The organism is Nocardiopsis suaedae (assembly GCF_027706745.1).
GTDB classification, from domain to species: Bacteria; Actinomycetota; Actinomycetes; order Streptosporangiales; family Streptosporangiaceae; genus Nocardiopsis_A; species Nocardiopsis_A suaedae.
In genome coordinates this window covers 29,845-44,946 of the sequence record NZ_JAQFWP010000016.1, presented here as the reverse complement: position 1 = coordinate 44,946, position 15,102 = coordinate 29,845, and the positions used below count along the sequence as shown (strand labels likewise).

General features: G+C 74.9%; 13 protein-coding genes. 8 read left to right on the top strand and 5 right to left on the bottom strand.

Annotated features, from left to right (window positions below):
- Positions 1-127: 127 nt before the first annotated feature.
- Together O4U47_RS10980 and O4U47_RS10975 are read left to right on the top strand one after the other, a co-directional pair.
- Positions 128-769, top strand: coding sequence for a DJ-1/PfpI family protein (locus O4U47_RS10980; protein WP_270677686.1), 642 nt, complete (start codon positions 128-130; stop codon positions 767-769).
- Entirely contained in the window at positions 770-1,243 is a 474-nt protein-coding gene (locus O4U47_RS10975; RefSeq protein WP_270677685.1) for a MarR family winged helix-turn-helix transcriptional regulator, read from the top strand.
- Positions 1,244-1,338: 95 nt separating this feature from the next.
- Here O4U47_RS10975 and O4U47_RS10970 read toward each other — a convergent pair whose 3' ends face one another.
- Both O4U47_RS10970 and O4U47_RS10965 read right to left on the bottom strand, forming a co-directional pair.
- Entirely contained in the window at positions 1,339-2,187 is an 849-nt protein-coding gene (locus O4U47_RS10970) for an ABC transporter ATP-binding protein (RefSeq protein ID WP_270677684.1), read from the bottom strand.
- On the bottom strand, positions 2,174-3,118 hold the full coding sequence (locus O4U47_RS10965) for an ABC transporter permease (RefSeq protein WP_270677683.1): 945 nt from the start codon (positions 3,116-3,118) through the stop codon (positions 2,174-2,176). Before O4U47_RS10965 ends, O4U47_RS10970 begins: the two co-directional genes overlap by 14 nt.
- A gap of 146 nt (positions 3,119-3,264) precedes the next feature.
- On the opposite strand from O4U47_RS10965, the gene O4U47_RS10960 reads away from it, so the two are divergent.
- Positions 3,265-3,885, top strand: coding sequence for a TetR/AcrR family transcriptional regulator (locus tag O4U47_RS10960; RefSeq protein ID WP_270677682.1), 621 nt, complete (start codon positions 3,265-3,267; stop codon positions 3,883-3,885).
- A gap of 97 nt (positions 3,886-3,982) precedes the next feature.
- A complete protein-coding gene (locus O4U47_RS10955) occupies positions 3,983-4,570 on the top strand; it encodes a hypothetical protein (RefSeq protein WP_270677681.1) in 588 nt (195 codons plus the stop codon).
- A gap of 246 nt (positions 4,571-4,816) precedes the next feature.
- Here O4U47_RS10955 and O4U47_RS10950 read toward each other — a convergent pair whose 3' ends face one another.
- Positions 4,817-5,638: a peptidoglycan recognition protein family protein gene (locus O4U47_RS10950; protein ID WP_270677680.1), complete on the bottom strand. Its 822-nt coding sequence runs from the start codon at positions 5,636-5,638 to the stop codon at positions 4,817-4,819.
- Positions 5,639-5,834: 196 nt separating this feature from the next.
- Between O4U47_RS10950 and O4U47_RS10945 the strand changes: the two genes are divergently transcribed.
- Positions 5,835-8,273, top strand: coding sequence for a M20/M25/M40 family metallo-hydrolase (locus tag O4U47_RS10945; RefSeq protein WP_270677679.1), 2,439 nt, complete (start codon positions 5,835-5,837; stop codon positions 8,271-8,273).
- 222 nt (positions 8,274-8,495) lie between these two features.
- Here O4U47_RS10945 and O4U47_RS10940 read toward each other — a convergent pair whose 3' ends face one another.
- Complete coding sequence (locus O4U47_RS10940) at positions 8,496-8,864, bottom strand: STAS domain-containing protein (protein ID WP_270677678.1); 369 nt, start codon at positions 8,862-8,864, stop codon at positions 8,496-8,498.
- 197 nt (positions 8,865-9,061) lie between these two features.
- A complete protein-coding gene (locus tag O4U47_RS10935; protein ID WP_270677677.1) occupies positions 9,062-10,075 on the bottom strand; it encodes a methyltransferase in 1,014 nt (337 codons plus the stop codon).
- Positions 10,076-10,365: 290 nt separating this feature from the next.
- Between O4U47_RS10935 and O4U47_RS10930 the strand changes: the two genes are divergently transcribed.
- The 3 genes from O4U47_RS10930 to O4U47_RS10920 all read left to right on the top strand — a co-directional run bounded on the left by O4U47_RS10930 (position 10,366) and on the right by O4U47_RS10920 (position 15,078).
- Positions 10,366-11,766, top strand: a complete 1,401-nt coding sequence (locus tag O4U47_RS10930; protein ID WP_270677676.1) for an SWIM zinc finger family protein — start codon at positions 10,366-10,368, stop codon at positions 11,764-11,766.
- Between the two features lie 688 nt (positions 11,767-12,454).
- Positions 12,455-13,960, top strand: coding sequence for a DUF5691 domain-containing protein (locus O4U47_RS10925; protein WP_270677675.1), 1,506 nt, complete (start codon positions 12,455-12,457; stop codon positions 13,958-13,960).
- Positions 13,957-15,078: an ATP-binding protein gene (locus O4U47_RS10920; RefSeq protein ID WP_270677674.1), complete on the top strand. Its 1,122-nt coding sequence runs from the start codon at positions 13,957-13,959 to the stop codon at positions 15,076-15,078. The genes O4U47_RS10925 and O4U47_RS10920 overlap by 4 nt, the downstream gene beginning before the upstream one ends.
- Positions 15,079-15,102 lie beyond the last annotated feature (24 nt).

Below are 15,102 nucleotides of genomic sequence, written 5' to 3'. Positions count from 1 at the left end.
TGCTCCCCAGCCGCCTATGCACCATCGGTATCGACGCCTGAAGCCGGGCTGCTGCGCGGTAGGCGAGGGGGCCGCGCAGCAGCCCATTCCCCTTGACAACACGTTGTCAATTCGACAGTCTGTTGTCATGACGAACGGAACAGTCCACCTCGCCGTCTACGACACCCTCGCCGACTGGGAGACCGGGTATCTCACCCCGCACCTGCGCAACGGGCTCGCGCACAAGCGGCCCGGCGGATCTCGTGTGACCACCGTCGGCCTCACCACCGACCCCGTCACCACGATGGGCGGCGTGCGCATCCTGCCCGACACCGCCCTCGCCGACCTCGACCCGGCCGACAGCGCGCTGCTCGTCCTCCCGGGCGCCTCGGCCTGGGACACCGACGCCGACCGGCTCGCGCCCTTCACCCGGACCGCACGCGCCTTCCTCGACGCCGGAGTCCCCGTGGCCGCGATCTGCGGGGCCACCGCCGGGCTCGCCCGCGAAGGGCTGCTCGACGAGCGGCCCCACACCTCGAACGCACCCGATTACCTGGCGGCGACCGGATATGCCGGGGCCGCGCACTACCGCGACGAGCCCGCCGTCACCGGCGGGGACGTGGTCACTGCCGGGGCCACCGCGCCGATCGCGTTCGCGCGGGAGGTCTTCGCCCGGCTCGACGTCTTCGAGCCCGACGTGCTCGACGCCTGGTACCGCCTTTTCGCCCACGAGGACACCAGCGCCTTCGAGGTGCTCCAGCGCGCCGCCGGCGCGACCGAGGGGGTCTGAGTGGCGGAGCCCCGCACCACACCGGACGTGCAGGAGCTGCTCTCAGGGGCCGCCCTCACCTCGTTCCGGCTCAACGGCCGGTTCCTCGCGGTGGCCGAGGCCATGGCGCGGCCCGCCGGGCTCACCGCCGCGCGCTGGCAGGTGCTCGGCGCGGTCCTCCACGAGCCGCTGACGGTGTCGGGCATCGCCCGCGCCATGGGCATGACGCGCCAGGCGGTACAGCGCACGGCCGATCTCCTCGTCGGGCAGGGCCTCGCCGAGTACCGGCCCAATCCCGCGCACAGCAGGGCCAAGCTGTTCGCCCCGACCGAGGAAGGGCTGGCCGCCGTGCGCAGGATCGGCCCCGCCCACGGTGAATTCGCCGCGCACCTCGCCGACGCCGTGGGCCCGGAGGAGCTGGCCCGCACCGTGGACGCGATGCGCAGGCTGGCCGACGCCGTCGAGTCCCTGGAGGAGCCGGACGACGGACAGTGACACCGCCCCAAATCCCGTTGATCTCGGGAAAATGGACGCTAAAACCGCGCCTGTAGCGTCGCTTTTCCCGAGATCAACAACAGACGGGACCTGGCTCAGTCGCCGCCGTTGGCCTCTTCGTAGGCGTCGACGACCTCGGCCGCCGTGCCGTCCATGATCAGCTCTCCGCGCTCCATCCACAGCGCGCGGTCGCACGTGTCGCGGATCGTCTTATTGCTGTGGCTGACCAGGAACACCGTCCCGGCCTTCTCCCGCAGCTCCTTGATGCGCTTCTCCGACCGCTTGCGGAAGGCGCGGTCCCCCGTCGCCAGCGCCTCGTCGATCAGCAGCACGTCGTGGTCGCGCGCCGCCGCGATGGCGAAGCGCAGCCGGGCCGCCATGCCCGAGGAATAGGTGCGCATGGGCAGCGAGATGAAGTCGCCCTTGTCGTTGATCCCCGAGAAATCGACGATGTCGTCGTAGCGCTCCCGCACCTCGGCGGGGGTCATGCCCATCGCCAGGCAGCCCAGCACCACGTTCCGCTCGCCCGGGAGCTCGTTCATCAGTGCGGCGTTCACGCCCAGCAGCGACGGCTGGCCGTTGGTGTACACCTTGCCGCGCTCCGGCGGGATCAGCCCGGCGACCGCCCGCAACAGGGTGGACTTGCCCGATCCGTTGGAGCCGATGACGCCGATCGCCTCACCCCTGCGGGCCACGAAGCTCACGCCCTTGACCGCGTGCACCTCGCGCGCACCGCCGCCGCCCTTGCGGCGGGCCAGCGCGCGCAGCAGCGCGGCGGGACCCCCGCCGCCGGAGCGCCCGGCGGCGCCCCGCACCCGGTAGACCACGTGCAGCCCGTCGGCGATGACCGTCGGCTCTCCGAAGTCCGACGGGGCGTCGGGCGCGGGGGCGCCCGACGCTTCGACCGCCTCCGCGGTCGCCGTGGCCCCCTCAGTCGCGGCCATAGCTCTCCTCCGCCTTCCAGAAGTAGACGAACCCGCCGATGAGCACCGCGACGGCCCACACCGCGGCCGTCCACCACGCGTTGGGCGGCATGTCCGAGGCGGTGAAGCTCTCGATCAGCGCGAAGCGCATCAGGTCGATGTAGATGGCCGCCGGGTTCACGTCGAGGATGAACCGCACCGCCGCCGGGGCGCCGGCCGCCATGACCGAGATCGAGTACATGACGCCCGAGGCGTACATCCACGTCCGCAGCACGAACGGCATGAGCTGCGCCAGGTCGCTCACCTTGGCGCCGGCGCGGGCGAAGACGAGCGACAGGCCGATGTTGAACAGCGACTGCAGCACCAGGGCGGGCACCGCCAGCAGCCAGTTCCACTGCGGCACCTGCCCCGTGGCCACCACGATGACGAGCAGCACGCCCATCGTGACGAGCATCTGCCGCATCTGCACCAGGGCCAGCGAGACCGGGAGCGCGGCGCGCGGGAAGTGCAGCGCCCTGATCAGGCCGAGGTTCCCGGAGATCGCGCGCACCCCGGCCAGCACGGTCTGCTGGGTGAAGGTGAACACGAAGACGCCGGTGACCAGGAAGGGGATGAAGTCCTCGACGCCGCGGTCGGTCTGCAGCAGCAGGCCGAAGATCAGGTAGTACACGGCCGCGTTGAGCAGCGGCGTGCCGACCTCCCACAGCCGTCCGAGATTGGCCTTGCTGTACTTGGCGCTGGCCCGCGCGCGGGCGAAGGCGTCGACGAAGTGGCGGTGCCGCCACAGCGCCTTCAGGTACCGGCCCAGGGGCGGCCGCTTGCCGCTGGGGGCCAGCCCGTGCCGCGCGGCGAGTTCCGCGAGGCCTGCGGCGGCCGGAGCGCGGGGGGTGTCCGGGGCCGGGTCCGCGTCCGCCGGGGCCGCCGCCCGCGCGGAGGACGGGGAACTGCTCACGCTCGGCTCGCTTTCGATTCGGGACCGCGGTGGGTAGAGTCGGCGGCCGCTCCGCCGTGACGCGACCGTTTCGCCGCTGGAGAGCGTAGGCGACGCCACGACAGAACGCAACCGTTTCGTCGCGGCCCTGCGTTAGGCTTCGTCACATGGCCGAACCCGAAACGCCCGCCCCCAGACGCGCACCGGCCGGCGCCGCGGTCCTGCAGGAGGACGTCACGCGCGCCATCCGTGCCGCCGTGTTCACCGAGCTGGCCACGGTGGGCTACGGTCGGCTGTCCATCGAGGCCGTGGCCAAGCGCGCGGGGGTCGGTAAGACCGCCGTCTACCGCCGCTGGAAGTCCAAGCTGGAGATGGTCCTGGACGTGGTGTCCGAGGTCGCCGCGCAGGTGACCCCCGTGCCCGACACCGGCTCGCTCCGCGGCGACGTGCACGAGCTCGTCACCACGGCCGCCCAGGCGCTGCGCCACCCGCTCGCCCGGCAGATCGTGCCCGACCTGCTGGCCGAGGCCGCGCGCAGCCCCGAGATCGCCGCCACCCTGGAGGAGGCGCTGCAGCGCACGCAGCGCGGCATCGCCGGGGTCGTCATCCGCAACGCCGTCGAGCGCGGGGAGCTTCCCGAGGGCACCGACCCCGAGCTCGCGCTCGACGTCATCCTCGGTCCCGTGTACTGGCGGCTGGCGGTCATCCGCGAGGAGCTCAGCCCGGCCCAGACCCGGCGCCTGGTACGCGCCGCGATGGCGGCGCTGGCCGATGCCGGATCCGAATAGCGGCCGAAAGCCCCTTTCGCGTTGCGCAATCCCCCTCTCAAAAGGGGAACGGCGTTCTAGGGTGGATTCGACGCCGGATCAAGAGAGGATGCCACGCATGCTCCACCGTGAGCGCGGCCGGGCCCGCCGCGCGATCACCGAGGCTGCGAACGAGTACCGACGCTCTCTCAAGTCGTTCGACGTCGGGACCCCGCCCCCCGCCACCTGGCGCCAGCACGCCTTCGACACCGACCCCGGCCGCCGCTCGCACGTCAGCGCCGCCCGCGTCCAGGAGGCCCTGGCCGATGTCGACACCGCGCTGCGCCGCATGCCGGAGATCCTGGAGGCCATCGACACGGTCGAGGTGGACGACCTGATGGCGCAGGAGCTGATCAAGCTCAGCGGCGGCGACCCCGACTCCTTCTCGGACGAACTGGACAACGCCGTCTGCGAGGAGCGGCTGCACCGCTCCGAGGAGCTCGGCTACACCGACGAGGTGGCCGCGTTCCTGCGGTTCGGCAACCTGGTCGTCCAGTCGCGCGCGAGCGACCGCTACCGCTGCCTCGTCCTCGACCTCGGAGCGTTCCGCCCCGAGCCCGTCCTGGCCTACAACATCTACGACGCCCTGCGGATGTACAACAAGCTGAGCAGTTCGCGGTTCCACGACACCGTGAAGGTCTTCCGGGACATGGGACGGATCGACTAGCGCGTTCCGGGGCGGGCGCCCCGGGGAGGATCCTCCCCGGAACGCGTGACCGGCGGGGCGCTCGGCGCCCCGCCGGTCGTGTGCGCGCTCTTCAGCGCCGGTCGCTACGGGTCGTCGGTCATGACAGGACGGTCAGGGGAACGTCGACCGGGCGGTAATCCGAACGGGGAGGACTCCGCCGGCGATGCGCCGACCGGGGAATGCGCCCTTGTGGCCGGTGCGGCCCAGCCCTTCGGCCGGGGCGTTTCATCCCGCAGAGGCGGCGGGGTCCCGTGGGCCCAGGGCGGGCCCGTGCTGGAAGCGCCCCTCCGGCTCGGACACCGGGACGTCCGGGAAGGGCGGCATCTCGCCCGCGGCGAGCCCCGCCCCGGCCAGCCGCCCGAGCCCCATCGCGCTCAGCCGCGCGCCCACATCGCCGCGCAGCTGCGGCAGCAGCGCATAGAGGCGGTCGCCCGGGCAGGCGGTGGCGTTCAGGTCGCGGTGCCCGATGATGGCCGACGTCGGCCGCCCGTAGGCCGAGCACAGCCAGGCGCAGGTCGCCACCAGCGCGTCGTACAGCGCCGTCGTGGGCGCGACCGAGGTGTAGATGCCCTGGTTCTCGATGCCCACGGCCCGGGTGTTGTAGTTCGCCACGTGCGCGCCGACCACGTGGCGGCCGTTGGTGATGGCCGGAAGCGAGGAGTTGCGGCCCTCCATGATGTGGCCGCCGCGGGAGATGGTGAGCTGCTGGCCGGTGTCCGCCCAGCCGTTGGAGTCCATGTGGTGGTTCTGGATCGACCTGGACAGGGCGTATGCGGCCGCCAGCGAGTAGTCGGTGCTGTTGGGCGTCGCGGTGTGGTGCACCACGATGTAGGTGGGGGCCTGGTTCAGCACCTGGGCCGGGTTCGTCGGCGGCCGGGCGTTCCAGGCGGCCCGGGTGCGCACGGTGGGCGCGGCCGAAGGGCTCGGCGCCGCGGCGGCCTGCGCCGCTCCGCCGAACAGCACTCCCCCTGCGGCCGCCGTCCCCGCGAGCAGGGCCGAGCGCCTGCTCACCGCCGCGGGGGGTGGATACTGTCTACGTTCGGGCATCGTTCCATCCTCGGAATCGTCGGGTACCGGGGCGTACGCGAACGATCGAAACACGCTGCGTGGCGGCGCGAATAGGGATGCGGACGGGACTCCCCGACCGAATGCGGCCTCCGAAAGGCCCTTGACCGGCCGACTCCGGCCCGCGGGCGCCACGGGGCTCCCGGCGCCGGTACGCTGCCGCGCGAAGGGAGGCCCCATGCCCGCCGCCCCTGCGCGCCCCCTGGTGGCCGCACTCGCCGCGGCCGCCGCGCTGACCGCCGCCGTCGCGGCGGCGGTGCTGCTGTCCGGCCCGCCCTCCCCGGCCCCGGCGTCGGCGCCCGAGGAGGCCTTCAGCGCCGCTCGGGCCGCCGCCCACCTGGAGGCCGTCGCCGCCGCGCCCCGGCCGCCCGGCTCCGACCACCATGCGGCGGCGCGGGACCTGATCGCCGGAGAGCTGGAGCAGACCGGGCTGGAGACCGAGGTGCAGTCCTCCGTCGGCACGACCTCCTCGCCGGGCGCCGTCAACGCCGCCGCGACCGAAAACGTGGTCGGTGTGCTCCCCGGGACGGACCCCACCGGCCGAGTGGTGGTCGCCGCGCACTACGACACCGTTCCCGGGAGTCCCGGCGCCGGCGACGACGGTGCCGCCGTGGCGGCCATGCTGGAATCCGCGCGCGCGATGGCCGCCGGGGCCGCACCCCGCAACGACATCGTCTTCCTGTTCACCGACGCCGAGGAGGCGGGGCTTCTCGGCGCGGAGGCGTTCACCTCCCAGCACCCCCTGGGACAGGACGGCGGCGCGGTGTTGAACTGGGAGGGCCGCGGCTCCTCAGGCCCCTCGTCCGTCTTCCGCTCGGCGCCGCTGAACGATTCGGGCGTCATCGGTGTCCTGGCCCAGGGGGCTCCCCACCCGCGCGGCGACTCCGCGTCGGCCGCGAGTTTCGCCGACCAGCCCTACGACACCGACATGACGGTGTTCACGGACGCCGGATTCGCCGGGCTGGACTCGGCCTTCGGCGGGGACGCGGCCCACTACCACAGCGCACAGGACACGGTGGAGAACCTGTCCCGTGCGACGCTCCAGCACCACGGCGACAACATGCTCGGCATGGCCCGCGCGCTGGGCGACCGCGACCTGGGCACCCTTGAGAGCGGGGACCCGGCCACCTACTTCACCGCGGCCGGGCGGATGGTGGTCTACCCCTCCTCCCTGGACCTGCCCATCGGCGCGGCGGCCCTGGCGCTGTCGCTGGCCGCCGCCGTCGCGGCACGCATGCGCCGCGCCGCGACCGTGCCGCGGATGCTGGGCGGGATCGTCGCGGCGGCGGCCGCCGCCGCTCTGGCCTACGGCGCCGCACTCGCCCTTTGGCAGGGCGTCCTCCTGCTCCGGCCCGATCTCACGGCCTTGGCGCTGGTCGGCGACCTGTACCGGCCCGTGTGGCTGCGCGCCGCGTCGATCGCCGTCACCGTCGGGGTGCTGGCGGGCTGGTACCTGGCCGCACGGCGGCTGCTGGGGCCGACCGCGGCGGCGGTCGGCGGCACGGTCGCGGTCGCGCTGCTGGGGGCACTGAGCGCCTTCGAGCCCGGGGTCTCCCACTCGTACACGCTTCCCGCGCTCTTCGCGGGCGCAGGGCTCACGGCCGCTCTCGCCCTCCCCGAACGGATGCGGATCGTACGGACCACCGCCGTGGCCCTGGGGTCGCTGGGCGCCGTCCTGCTGCTGGTCGCCCCCGCGGTCTCCGCGCTCACCGAGAGCGGGATCGCGGGCGCTCCGGTGCTGGCGCTGCTGTGGGCGCCCGGGGCCGTACTGCTCGCCCCGGTCCTGGAGACCATCCTGCCGCCTCCTGGGCGGAACCGCGTCGCCGCGCCCGCGGCGGCAGAGGACGGCCCCGGCGACGACGGTGCCCGAGAGGGGCCGTCGGCGCCCGGCCTGCTGCGCCGACCGGTCTGGGCTGCGGTCGCCCTGGTCTCCGCGGGCGCGGTGGTGGCGGCCGGGACGGTGCTGCGCCCCGGGTACATCGACGCCGAGCACCCGCTGCCGGTGGACCTGGCCTACGTCCTCGACGCGGACACCGGGGAGGCCGTGTGGGCCACGCGCGGCGCCGGCGGCCACCCGTGGGCGGCGCCCTACGTCGACGGCGGTGTGCCGTTCGACGCCTCGGCCCTCCTGGCGGCGGTACCGCCGCGGTTCCCCATCGCCCAGGGGCCCGCCACGGCCGCCGACCTGGCCGCCCCCACGGCCGATCTCCGCCCCGCCCCGCCCGACGAGGTGGCGGGCCGGGAAGCGGTGCTGCGGGTCGGCTCCGCCCGTGGCGCCACCGACCTGCGCGTGGACCTGGGACGCGTCCCCGAGGAGCTGGAGATCGCCTATCCGGGTGCGGGCGAACGGAACCCGGGTCCTCAGGAGCGGAACGCCGAGATCCAGCGCAGCGATGATGAGGAGGCGGCCTTCAGGATCGGCCTTTCCGCCGTTCCCGAGGGCGGGGTGGAACTGCGGATGCGGTTCGACTCCGCCGAGGAGGTGGAGGTCAGGGTCACCGACCGCACGCGCGGGCTCGAAGGGCTCCCCGGTTACACCGCCCCGCCCGAGGGGGTCGGGCCGTGGGTGGTGCCGGATTCGCATTCGACACTGGTGACGCGGACACTCCAGGTCTGACGGCCCGGCCCCGATGAGGCCCGTGCCCGGGGCACGGCACGGCGGAAGGGGCCGCGGGGTCTAGGGCGTGTTTCTCGGAGGCTTTTCGATCAGCGAGCGGCCGTCCCGGGCGGCGCTCGCAAGACGGGGCGCGAAGTTCATCCTGGTTGGCTGCTCGAGCGTCCCGGCGCAGCGAGCGTCGTCCTGGTGGTCGCGAGCCGAAAATGATCCGAGAAACACGCCCTAGTCGCGTCCGGGGCCGGGGACCCGGCCACGGTGCCCGGGGACGTGCGCGAGCGCCATCTCGACGATGGGGTACACGTCCAGGAGCTCGTCGATCCTGAGGGCGTCGAGGGTGCGCTGCACCTGAGGCGTCGGCTCGGCCAACACCATGTGGCGCCCCTGCGCCGTCAGGACCTTGTAGGCGGCGAGGACCGCCCGGACCGCGCTGGCGTCGAAGAACGTCACCCGGGAGAGGTCGACCACCACGCATCTGCGCTCGCCGACCGCGGCCGCGTCGATCACGTCATCGCGCATCCGGTCCGCGGTGGCGATGTCGATTTCGCCCCGGACCGGCACCACTGTGGCACTCCCGCATGGGAAGCGCTCCATAGGTCCTCCATGCACGCCGCGCCGCCTCTCAGTCGCGCCCCCGCGTAACTTCACGATCACCCCCGTGTGCAAGATCGTATCGCCCCATTGGCGCCTTGAGGGGGTTTTCACGGAAATCCACGGCGCGCCTCGTGATCAAGGGACCTACGGCCCCCGGGCCGCCCGCAGGCCAGGGTTCTCGGCGGCATTCCCCGACATCAACCGTGCACCGGAGCGGCCTCCAACAAGCGCATCTCCAATGGCATCTCCGTTTCCCCTACGGGACGCAGCCCCGCCTGTTTCAGGATGGACTGATATTCGGATCCGGTGCGTTCGCCACCGCCCGTCATCACCATCATGTGCACGTCGAAGGCGAGCGACAGCCACGGGTGCCCGTGGTCGGGCAGGACGCGTTCGGCGATGAGCACCCGGCCGCCCCCGGCGGGCATGGCGGCGCGGCAATTGGAGAGGATCCGCTGGGCGGAGGCGTCGTCCCAGTTGTGCAGGACACGGCTGAGGATGTGGGCATCGGCTCCGGGGACCCCCTGGAGGAAGTCGCCCTCGACGACCGTGCAGCGGCCTTCGGCGATGTAGGGCAGCAGGCGCTCGCGCGCGGGCTCCATCGCGGCGGGCAGGTCCATGAGCACGCCGATGACGTGCTCGTGGCGGCTCAGGACGGCTTCGAGGACGGCGCCGTCGCCGCCGCCGACGTCGACGACCTTCGACACCCCTGAGAAGTCGAAGGAGGACGCGAGCGCGTCGGCGTAACCGACCCCCGCGGCCATCCCGGAGGAGAACCGTCGGGCCTCCTCCGGACGGGACGCGATGAAGGAGAAGACGTCCTCGCCGAATGCGGCCTCGAAGGGGCGGACTCCGGTCCGCACCCCTTCGGCGAGCCGGTCCCAGGCCTCGCGGAAGTAGGGCGAGTCGTAGAGGAGGGCCTGCTCGCGCATGGAGGCGGGGTGGGCGGATCCGAGCAGCTCGCCGGTTGAGGTGAGCGCGTACCGCCCGGCGTCGTCGTGCACCAGGTCGACGGAGGCCAGCAGCCGCAGCAGCCGTTCGAGGGGCTCCTGCCGCACGCGCAGTTCGTCGGCGAGCTCGGCGCCGGTGCGTGGGCCGTCGGCGAGCCCGTCGGCCACGCCGAGCTCGGCGGCGACGGCGACGGCCTTGCCGACCCACGGCCCCACGAGCAGCCTGAGCAGTTCCCTGCGGTCTGCGTCTCCCCCGGTCACAGCACTCTCCCCTGGTCGATGCGCAACTCACCGTATCCTGCCGAACGCGTACCGTCTCGACACCCCTCCCGGAACCCGGAGCCGGGAGAGGACACCGAGTGCGTGCCCGGGCGGCGGTCACACCCCATGCCCCGAAACCCTAGACGCTCAAGGGCACCGGAGCCCCGGTATCCGGCCCGCCGCCCCCCGCCTGCGCTCACGCCGCCTGACGGGACCGCCGGAGGGAGGTCCGCCCTTCGCACCCGCCGTGCGACCCGAAAATGTCGTACCCGCCCCGTAGTTTCAGGGATGTGAGCACACACTGGAGCGCCGACGACGTCTGGGGGCTCGTCCCCGACGGCTCCTCCCGGTCGGACGTCCTCACGGCGGCCGACGAGGGCTCCTGGCCCGTCCTGGGCGCGGCTCGGGAGGTGTGGGGTCCCGGGGCCGGGCAGGACGGGTCCGGCCCCGGGACCACCGTCTGGGGTGAACACGCCCGGGGCGCCTCCGCCCCGCTCCGCGTCGCCGTGCGCCTGCCGGACTCGGGGGGCGGCCCCCTCCACCGGTGCGGGTGCCCGGTACGGCGCAGGATGTGCCCCCACGCGCTGGCCCTGCTCCTGCTGTGGAGCCGGGGCGGGGCGGGCCACGCCCCTCCCCCCGAGTGGGTGGTGCGCTGGCCGGACCGCCGGGCCGCCGCCCTGCGGGCCGTCGAGCAGCGGGCCCGCCGTCGCGCCGACCGGGTCGCCGCGGGCCTGGCCGACCTCGAACTATGGCTGCGCGACCAGGTCGACACCGGCCTGGCCGACGCGCGGACGGCCGGATACGCGCACTGGGACGGCATGGCGGCCCGGCTGGTGGACGCCCAGGCGGGGCGGGTGGCGCGGCGCGTGCGCGCGCTGGCGGGGGCGGTCGGGTCCGCGGGGGCGCCGACCTCCCCCGACTGGCCGTCGCGGCTGCTGGCCGAGGCGGCGCTGCTGCGCCTGCTCGCCGCCGGCTACCGGCGCCGCGACCGGCTGCCCGACAGACTGCGCGCGACCGTGCTCTCCCGGGTCGGGCTGGGCCCCGGGCCGGAGTCGGCACCGGTGCGGGACTCCTGGCAGGTCCTCGGGCGCCACGACTTCTCCGGCGAGCGGCTGGCGGGGTGCCGGACCTGGCTGCGGGGGGCGTCGAGCGGGCGGATCGCCCTGGTGCTGGCCTTCGCGCAGGAGGGGGGCGAGCCCGAAGCGCCGCTGCGCCCGGGGACGGTGGCCGACGCGGACGTGGTCTTCCGCGCCGCCGAGCACCGGGCGTCGGTGTCCGGGGTGCGCGGCGAGCGTCCGCTCGCGGCGCCGCCCGGCGGGGGCGCGGAGGACGCGCTGCGCTCCTGGGCCGAAGCACTGGCCGCGGACCCGTGGCTGGAGGCCTGGCCAGTGGTGCTGAAGGGGGTGCGGCCCGCGCGGGACGCATCCGGGTGGTGGTGCCTGGTCGGTGCGGACGGGGCGGCGCTTCCGGTGTGCCCGCAGGCCGCTCCCCCGTGGCGGCTGCTCGCGGTGAGCGGCGGCGCGCCGGTGACCGTGGCCGCCGAGTGGACGCCGGAGGGGGTGCGCCCGCTGACGGTATGGCCGCCGGGCGGCCGCGCACCGGAGGCCGGTTCCGGCGGGCCGGTCCCTCCGGCATCCCGGGCGGTCCCGTGCCCCGGAACCGTTCGCCACATTCAGGAGGAGCCGCATTGAGCGCGACAGAGCCTTCTGCGAAGCGGGTCGCCTCCGCGGCGGCTGAGCCGCGGCCACAGGCCTCCCTGACCCGCGCCCGCACCTCCGCCGCGACCCGGCGGACGGCCCCCGGCGGCCGCGGCGATCAGCCCGTCCCCCTCAAGGGGACTGGGCCCCTCCGCACCCGTTCCGGGTGTCCGGCGGACCCCAAGGGCGCGGGCCATCCCGCCACGCTCTGGGCGACCGCACCGACACCGCCCTCCACAGGGGCCGTTGGCCACGCGCGCCCCGTGCACCCGGCGTTCCCGCAGCCGTGGACGCCAGGGCGGGCCCACGACTGCGCTCCCCTCCCAGGACAAGCCGGGTCGCGGGGTCATCGGGCCCGTCACTCCGGACGAGCAGCAGGAGCCGATCCGGCCACGCGGACGGCGGCCCTCCGGCGAGAGGCCTTCCGGCCCCGCCCTGCGCGCCTCGTGAGTGCGGAGCCGCCGTCGCTCTTCTGAACGCTCCCCGGGCCGATCGTCCGGCTCGGGGAGTCCGCCCCGCTCGCGGGCGGCGTGGTCTTCCCTCGCGCCGCCCGCGACCGGTGCCCCCTCGTGCGGACCGGCCGCACCGCCCTGCCCGCATGCGCCTGACGCGATCCGGGCGGCCTGGAACCACGGCCGCCCGTTCGGACTCCAATAGTGCACCCCACCCGGAAAGGCCACCGTTGGACGCGTTCCCCCCTTCCCCGTCGGTCCCGTGGGACGAGCTGGTCGCCGCGGCGCTCGTGGGGACGGCGCGGGCCGGGGTCCCCGGCGGTGAAGGCGAGGGGCACGGCCGGGGCGCGGACCGTGCGGAGCCGAGCGCGGCAGAGCCGGGCCCAGACGACGGCACGGACGACGGCACGGAGGACGGCCCCGGGCACCCCGCGCTCATCCTCCTCGACCGTGCGGCGCTCGCGGTCGTCCGGGACCGCGCCGGTGCGCGGCCCACCACCGCCGCCCCCGTACCCACCGCACCGGCCGAGACCTCCCCCTGGGCCAGCCCGGCCGCCGGAGCGGCGCTCGACGCCCTCCTCGAACGGGACGACCCCGAGCTGATCACCGAATGGCTGGAGCTCGCCCGCGCGCGCGGCCTGCTCGCCCCGCCGCCCACCCTGCCCGGCCTCCTGGACGCCGGGAACCGCCACCGCGCGCTGCGCACCGCCATCGTGCCCGTCACCGGTGAGCGCGGGCGATGGCTGGCCTCCCTCTCCCCCGCGTGGTCCTTCCTCCCCGATTCCTGGCCGCCGGAGGAGCGCGTCCCCTCCGCCGACCACTGGGCGGCCCAGGACTCCGCGGGCAAGCGCCGCATCCTCGCCGCCCTGGAGGAGCGCCTGTCCCCCGGCGACGAGGACTTCCTCACCACGGCGCTGCGCGACCCGGCACCCGGTGTGCGCGCGCTGGCCTCCGCCCTCCTGGCGCGGCTCCCCTGCTCCAAGCGCGGTGACGCGCTCGCCCGCCGGGTCCGCGCCCACGTCCGCCTCGGTACCGGCGGCCGCCCCACCGCGCGCCTGCCCGACCCCTCCGACCGCGCGCTGGGCGCCGCCCTCGGGCTGCGCACCCTCTCGGCGGCAGGACCCGCCGCCTCACCGGAGATCCGCCGCGAATGGCTCTGGACCCTGGTCGCCCACGCCCCGCTCCGCACGTGGATCGGCCACCTGGCCGACGACCGGGCGGGCGTGGTCCGCGCGGCCTCCTCCGCCCGGGACTGGGACCTGCTCGACGCCCTGGCCAACGCCGCCGTGGTGCAGCGCGACCGGGAGTGGGCGGCCGCCCTGCTCGGCCCGGTCATGGACCGCCTCCTGCAGGGCCACTCGGTCTACGGCAGCCGCGGCCCCGCCCTGCTCGCGCTGCTGCCGCCCGAGCAGCGGTGCGCCTGGGCCGCCGACGCCGTCGGCGACACCGGCGCGCCCGGCACACAGTTCCCGCTGCGCGTCCTCGAACACGTTCCGGGCCCATGGACCGACGAGCTCGCCGACTCCGCCGCGCGCGCCGTCGACGCCGCCCCCACCGGTCCGGACGAGTCCTACCTGCCCGAACTGTGCCGGGTCGCGGCCCGCCGCCTTCCCCCGGCCTTCGGCGCCCGCGTGCGCCGCCCCCGCCCCGGCGACCGCCCCCGCGCCGCCGCGGCCCTGTCCGACCTGCAGGACGTCCTGCGCCTCCGCCGCCGGATCCACGAGGAGCTCCAGTGACCCCCAGCGACACCGGTCCGACCCGCACGGGCCCACCCGCCGACGTGCTCCGGCCGCACGCCGAGCAGCGCCACGCCGACGAGCTCGCCGCGCTGGCGCGGGCCGACGACCGCGTCCGGCCGCCCGGCTGGCGGCTGTCCCCCTGGGCGGTGGTGACCTACGTGCTCGGCGGCGAGCTCGGCGACGGCACCCTCGTCTCCCCCAAGTACGTGGGTGATCGCCGCATCGTGGAGGTGGCCGTGGCCACGCTGGCCACGGACCGCGCGCTGCTGCTGGTCGGGGCGCCCGGCACGGCGAAGACGTGGCTGTCGGAGCACCTGGCCGCGGCCGTGTCGGGCGACTCGACCCTCCTGGTCCAGGGCACCGCCGGGACCTCCGAGGACGCCGTCCGCTACGGGTGGGACTACGCGCGGCTGCTCTCCGAGGGGCCGTCGCGTCGCGCGCTGGTGCCCGGCCCGGTCATGACCGCCATGGCCGAGGGGCGCCTGGCGCGCGTGGAGGAGCTGACCCGCATCCCGTCGGAGGTGCAGGACGCGCTCATCACCGTCCTGTCCGAGAAGACCCTGCCCGTCCCCGAGCTCGGCGAGGAGGTGCAGGCGCGGCGCGGGTTCAACCTCATCGCCACCGCGAACGACCGCGACCGCGGGGTGAACGCCCCCTCGGGGGCGCTTCGGCGCCGGTTCAATACGGTGCACATGCCCTCGCCCGCGACGGCCGAAGAGGAGGTGGGCATCGTCGCCCGGCGCGTGGACGAGATGGGGCGCTCGCTCGGGCTGCCCGAGGTCTCCTCGGGCATGGAGGAGATCCGCCGCGTGGTCACGGTCTTCCGGGAGCTGCGCCGGGGCGCGACCGAGGACGGCCGCGCCGAGGTGGCCTCGCCCGGGGCGACGCTGAGCACCGCCGAGGCGATCTCGGTCCTGACCCAGGGGATGGCGCTGGCGGCGCATTTCGGCGACGGGGTGCTCCGCCCGGCCGACGTGGCGGCCGGAGTGCACGGAGCGGTGGTGCGCGACCCGGTGTCCGACGGTGTGGTGTGGCGGGAGTACTTGGAGACGGTCGCCCGGGACCGCGACGGGTGGGGCGAGTTCTACCGGGCGTGCCGGGAGGTGAGCGATTGAGCCGGGGGCGGAGGCGTCCCGGAC

Bases quoted from the DNA above. Each gene is read 5' to 3' on its own strand.
- O4U47_RS10980 (WP_270677686.1), top strand. From the start codon at position 128: ATGACGAACGGAACAGTCCACCTCGCCGTCTACGACACCCTCGCCGAC.
- O4U47_RS10970 (WP_270677684.1), bottom strand. From the start codon at position 2,187: ATGGCCGCGACTGAGGGGGCCACGGCGACCGCGGAGGCGGTCGAAGCG.
- O4U47_RS10960 (WP_270677682.1), top strand. From the start codon at position 3,265: ATGGCCGAACCCGAAACGCCCGCCCCCAGACGCGCACCGGCCGGCGCC.
- O4U47_RS10955 (WP_270677681.1), top strand. From the start codon at position 3,983: ATGCTCCACCGTGAGCGCGGCCGGGCCCGCCGCGCGATCACCGAGGCT.
- O4U47_RS10950 (WP_270677680.1), bottom strand. From the start codon at position 5,638: ATGCCCGAACGTAGACAGTATCCACCCCCCGCGGCGGTGAGCAGGCGC.
- O4U47_RS10945 (WP_270677679.1), top strand. From the start codon at position 5,835: ATGCCCGCCGCCCCTGCGCGCCCCCTGGTGGCCGCACTCGCCGCGGCC.
- O4U47_RS10940 (WP_270677678.1), bottom strand. From the start codon at position 8,864: ATGGAGCGCTTCCCATGCGGGAGTGCCACAGTGGTGCCGGTCCGGGGC.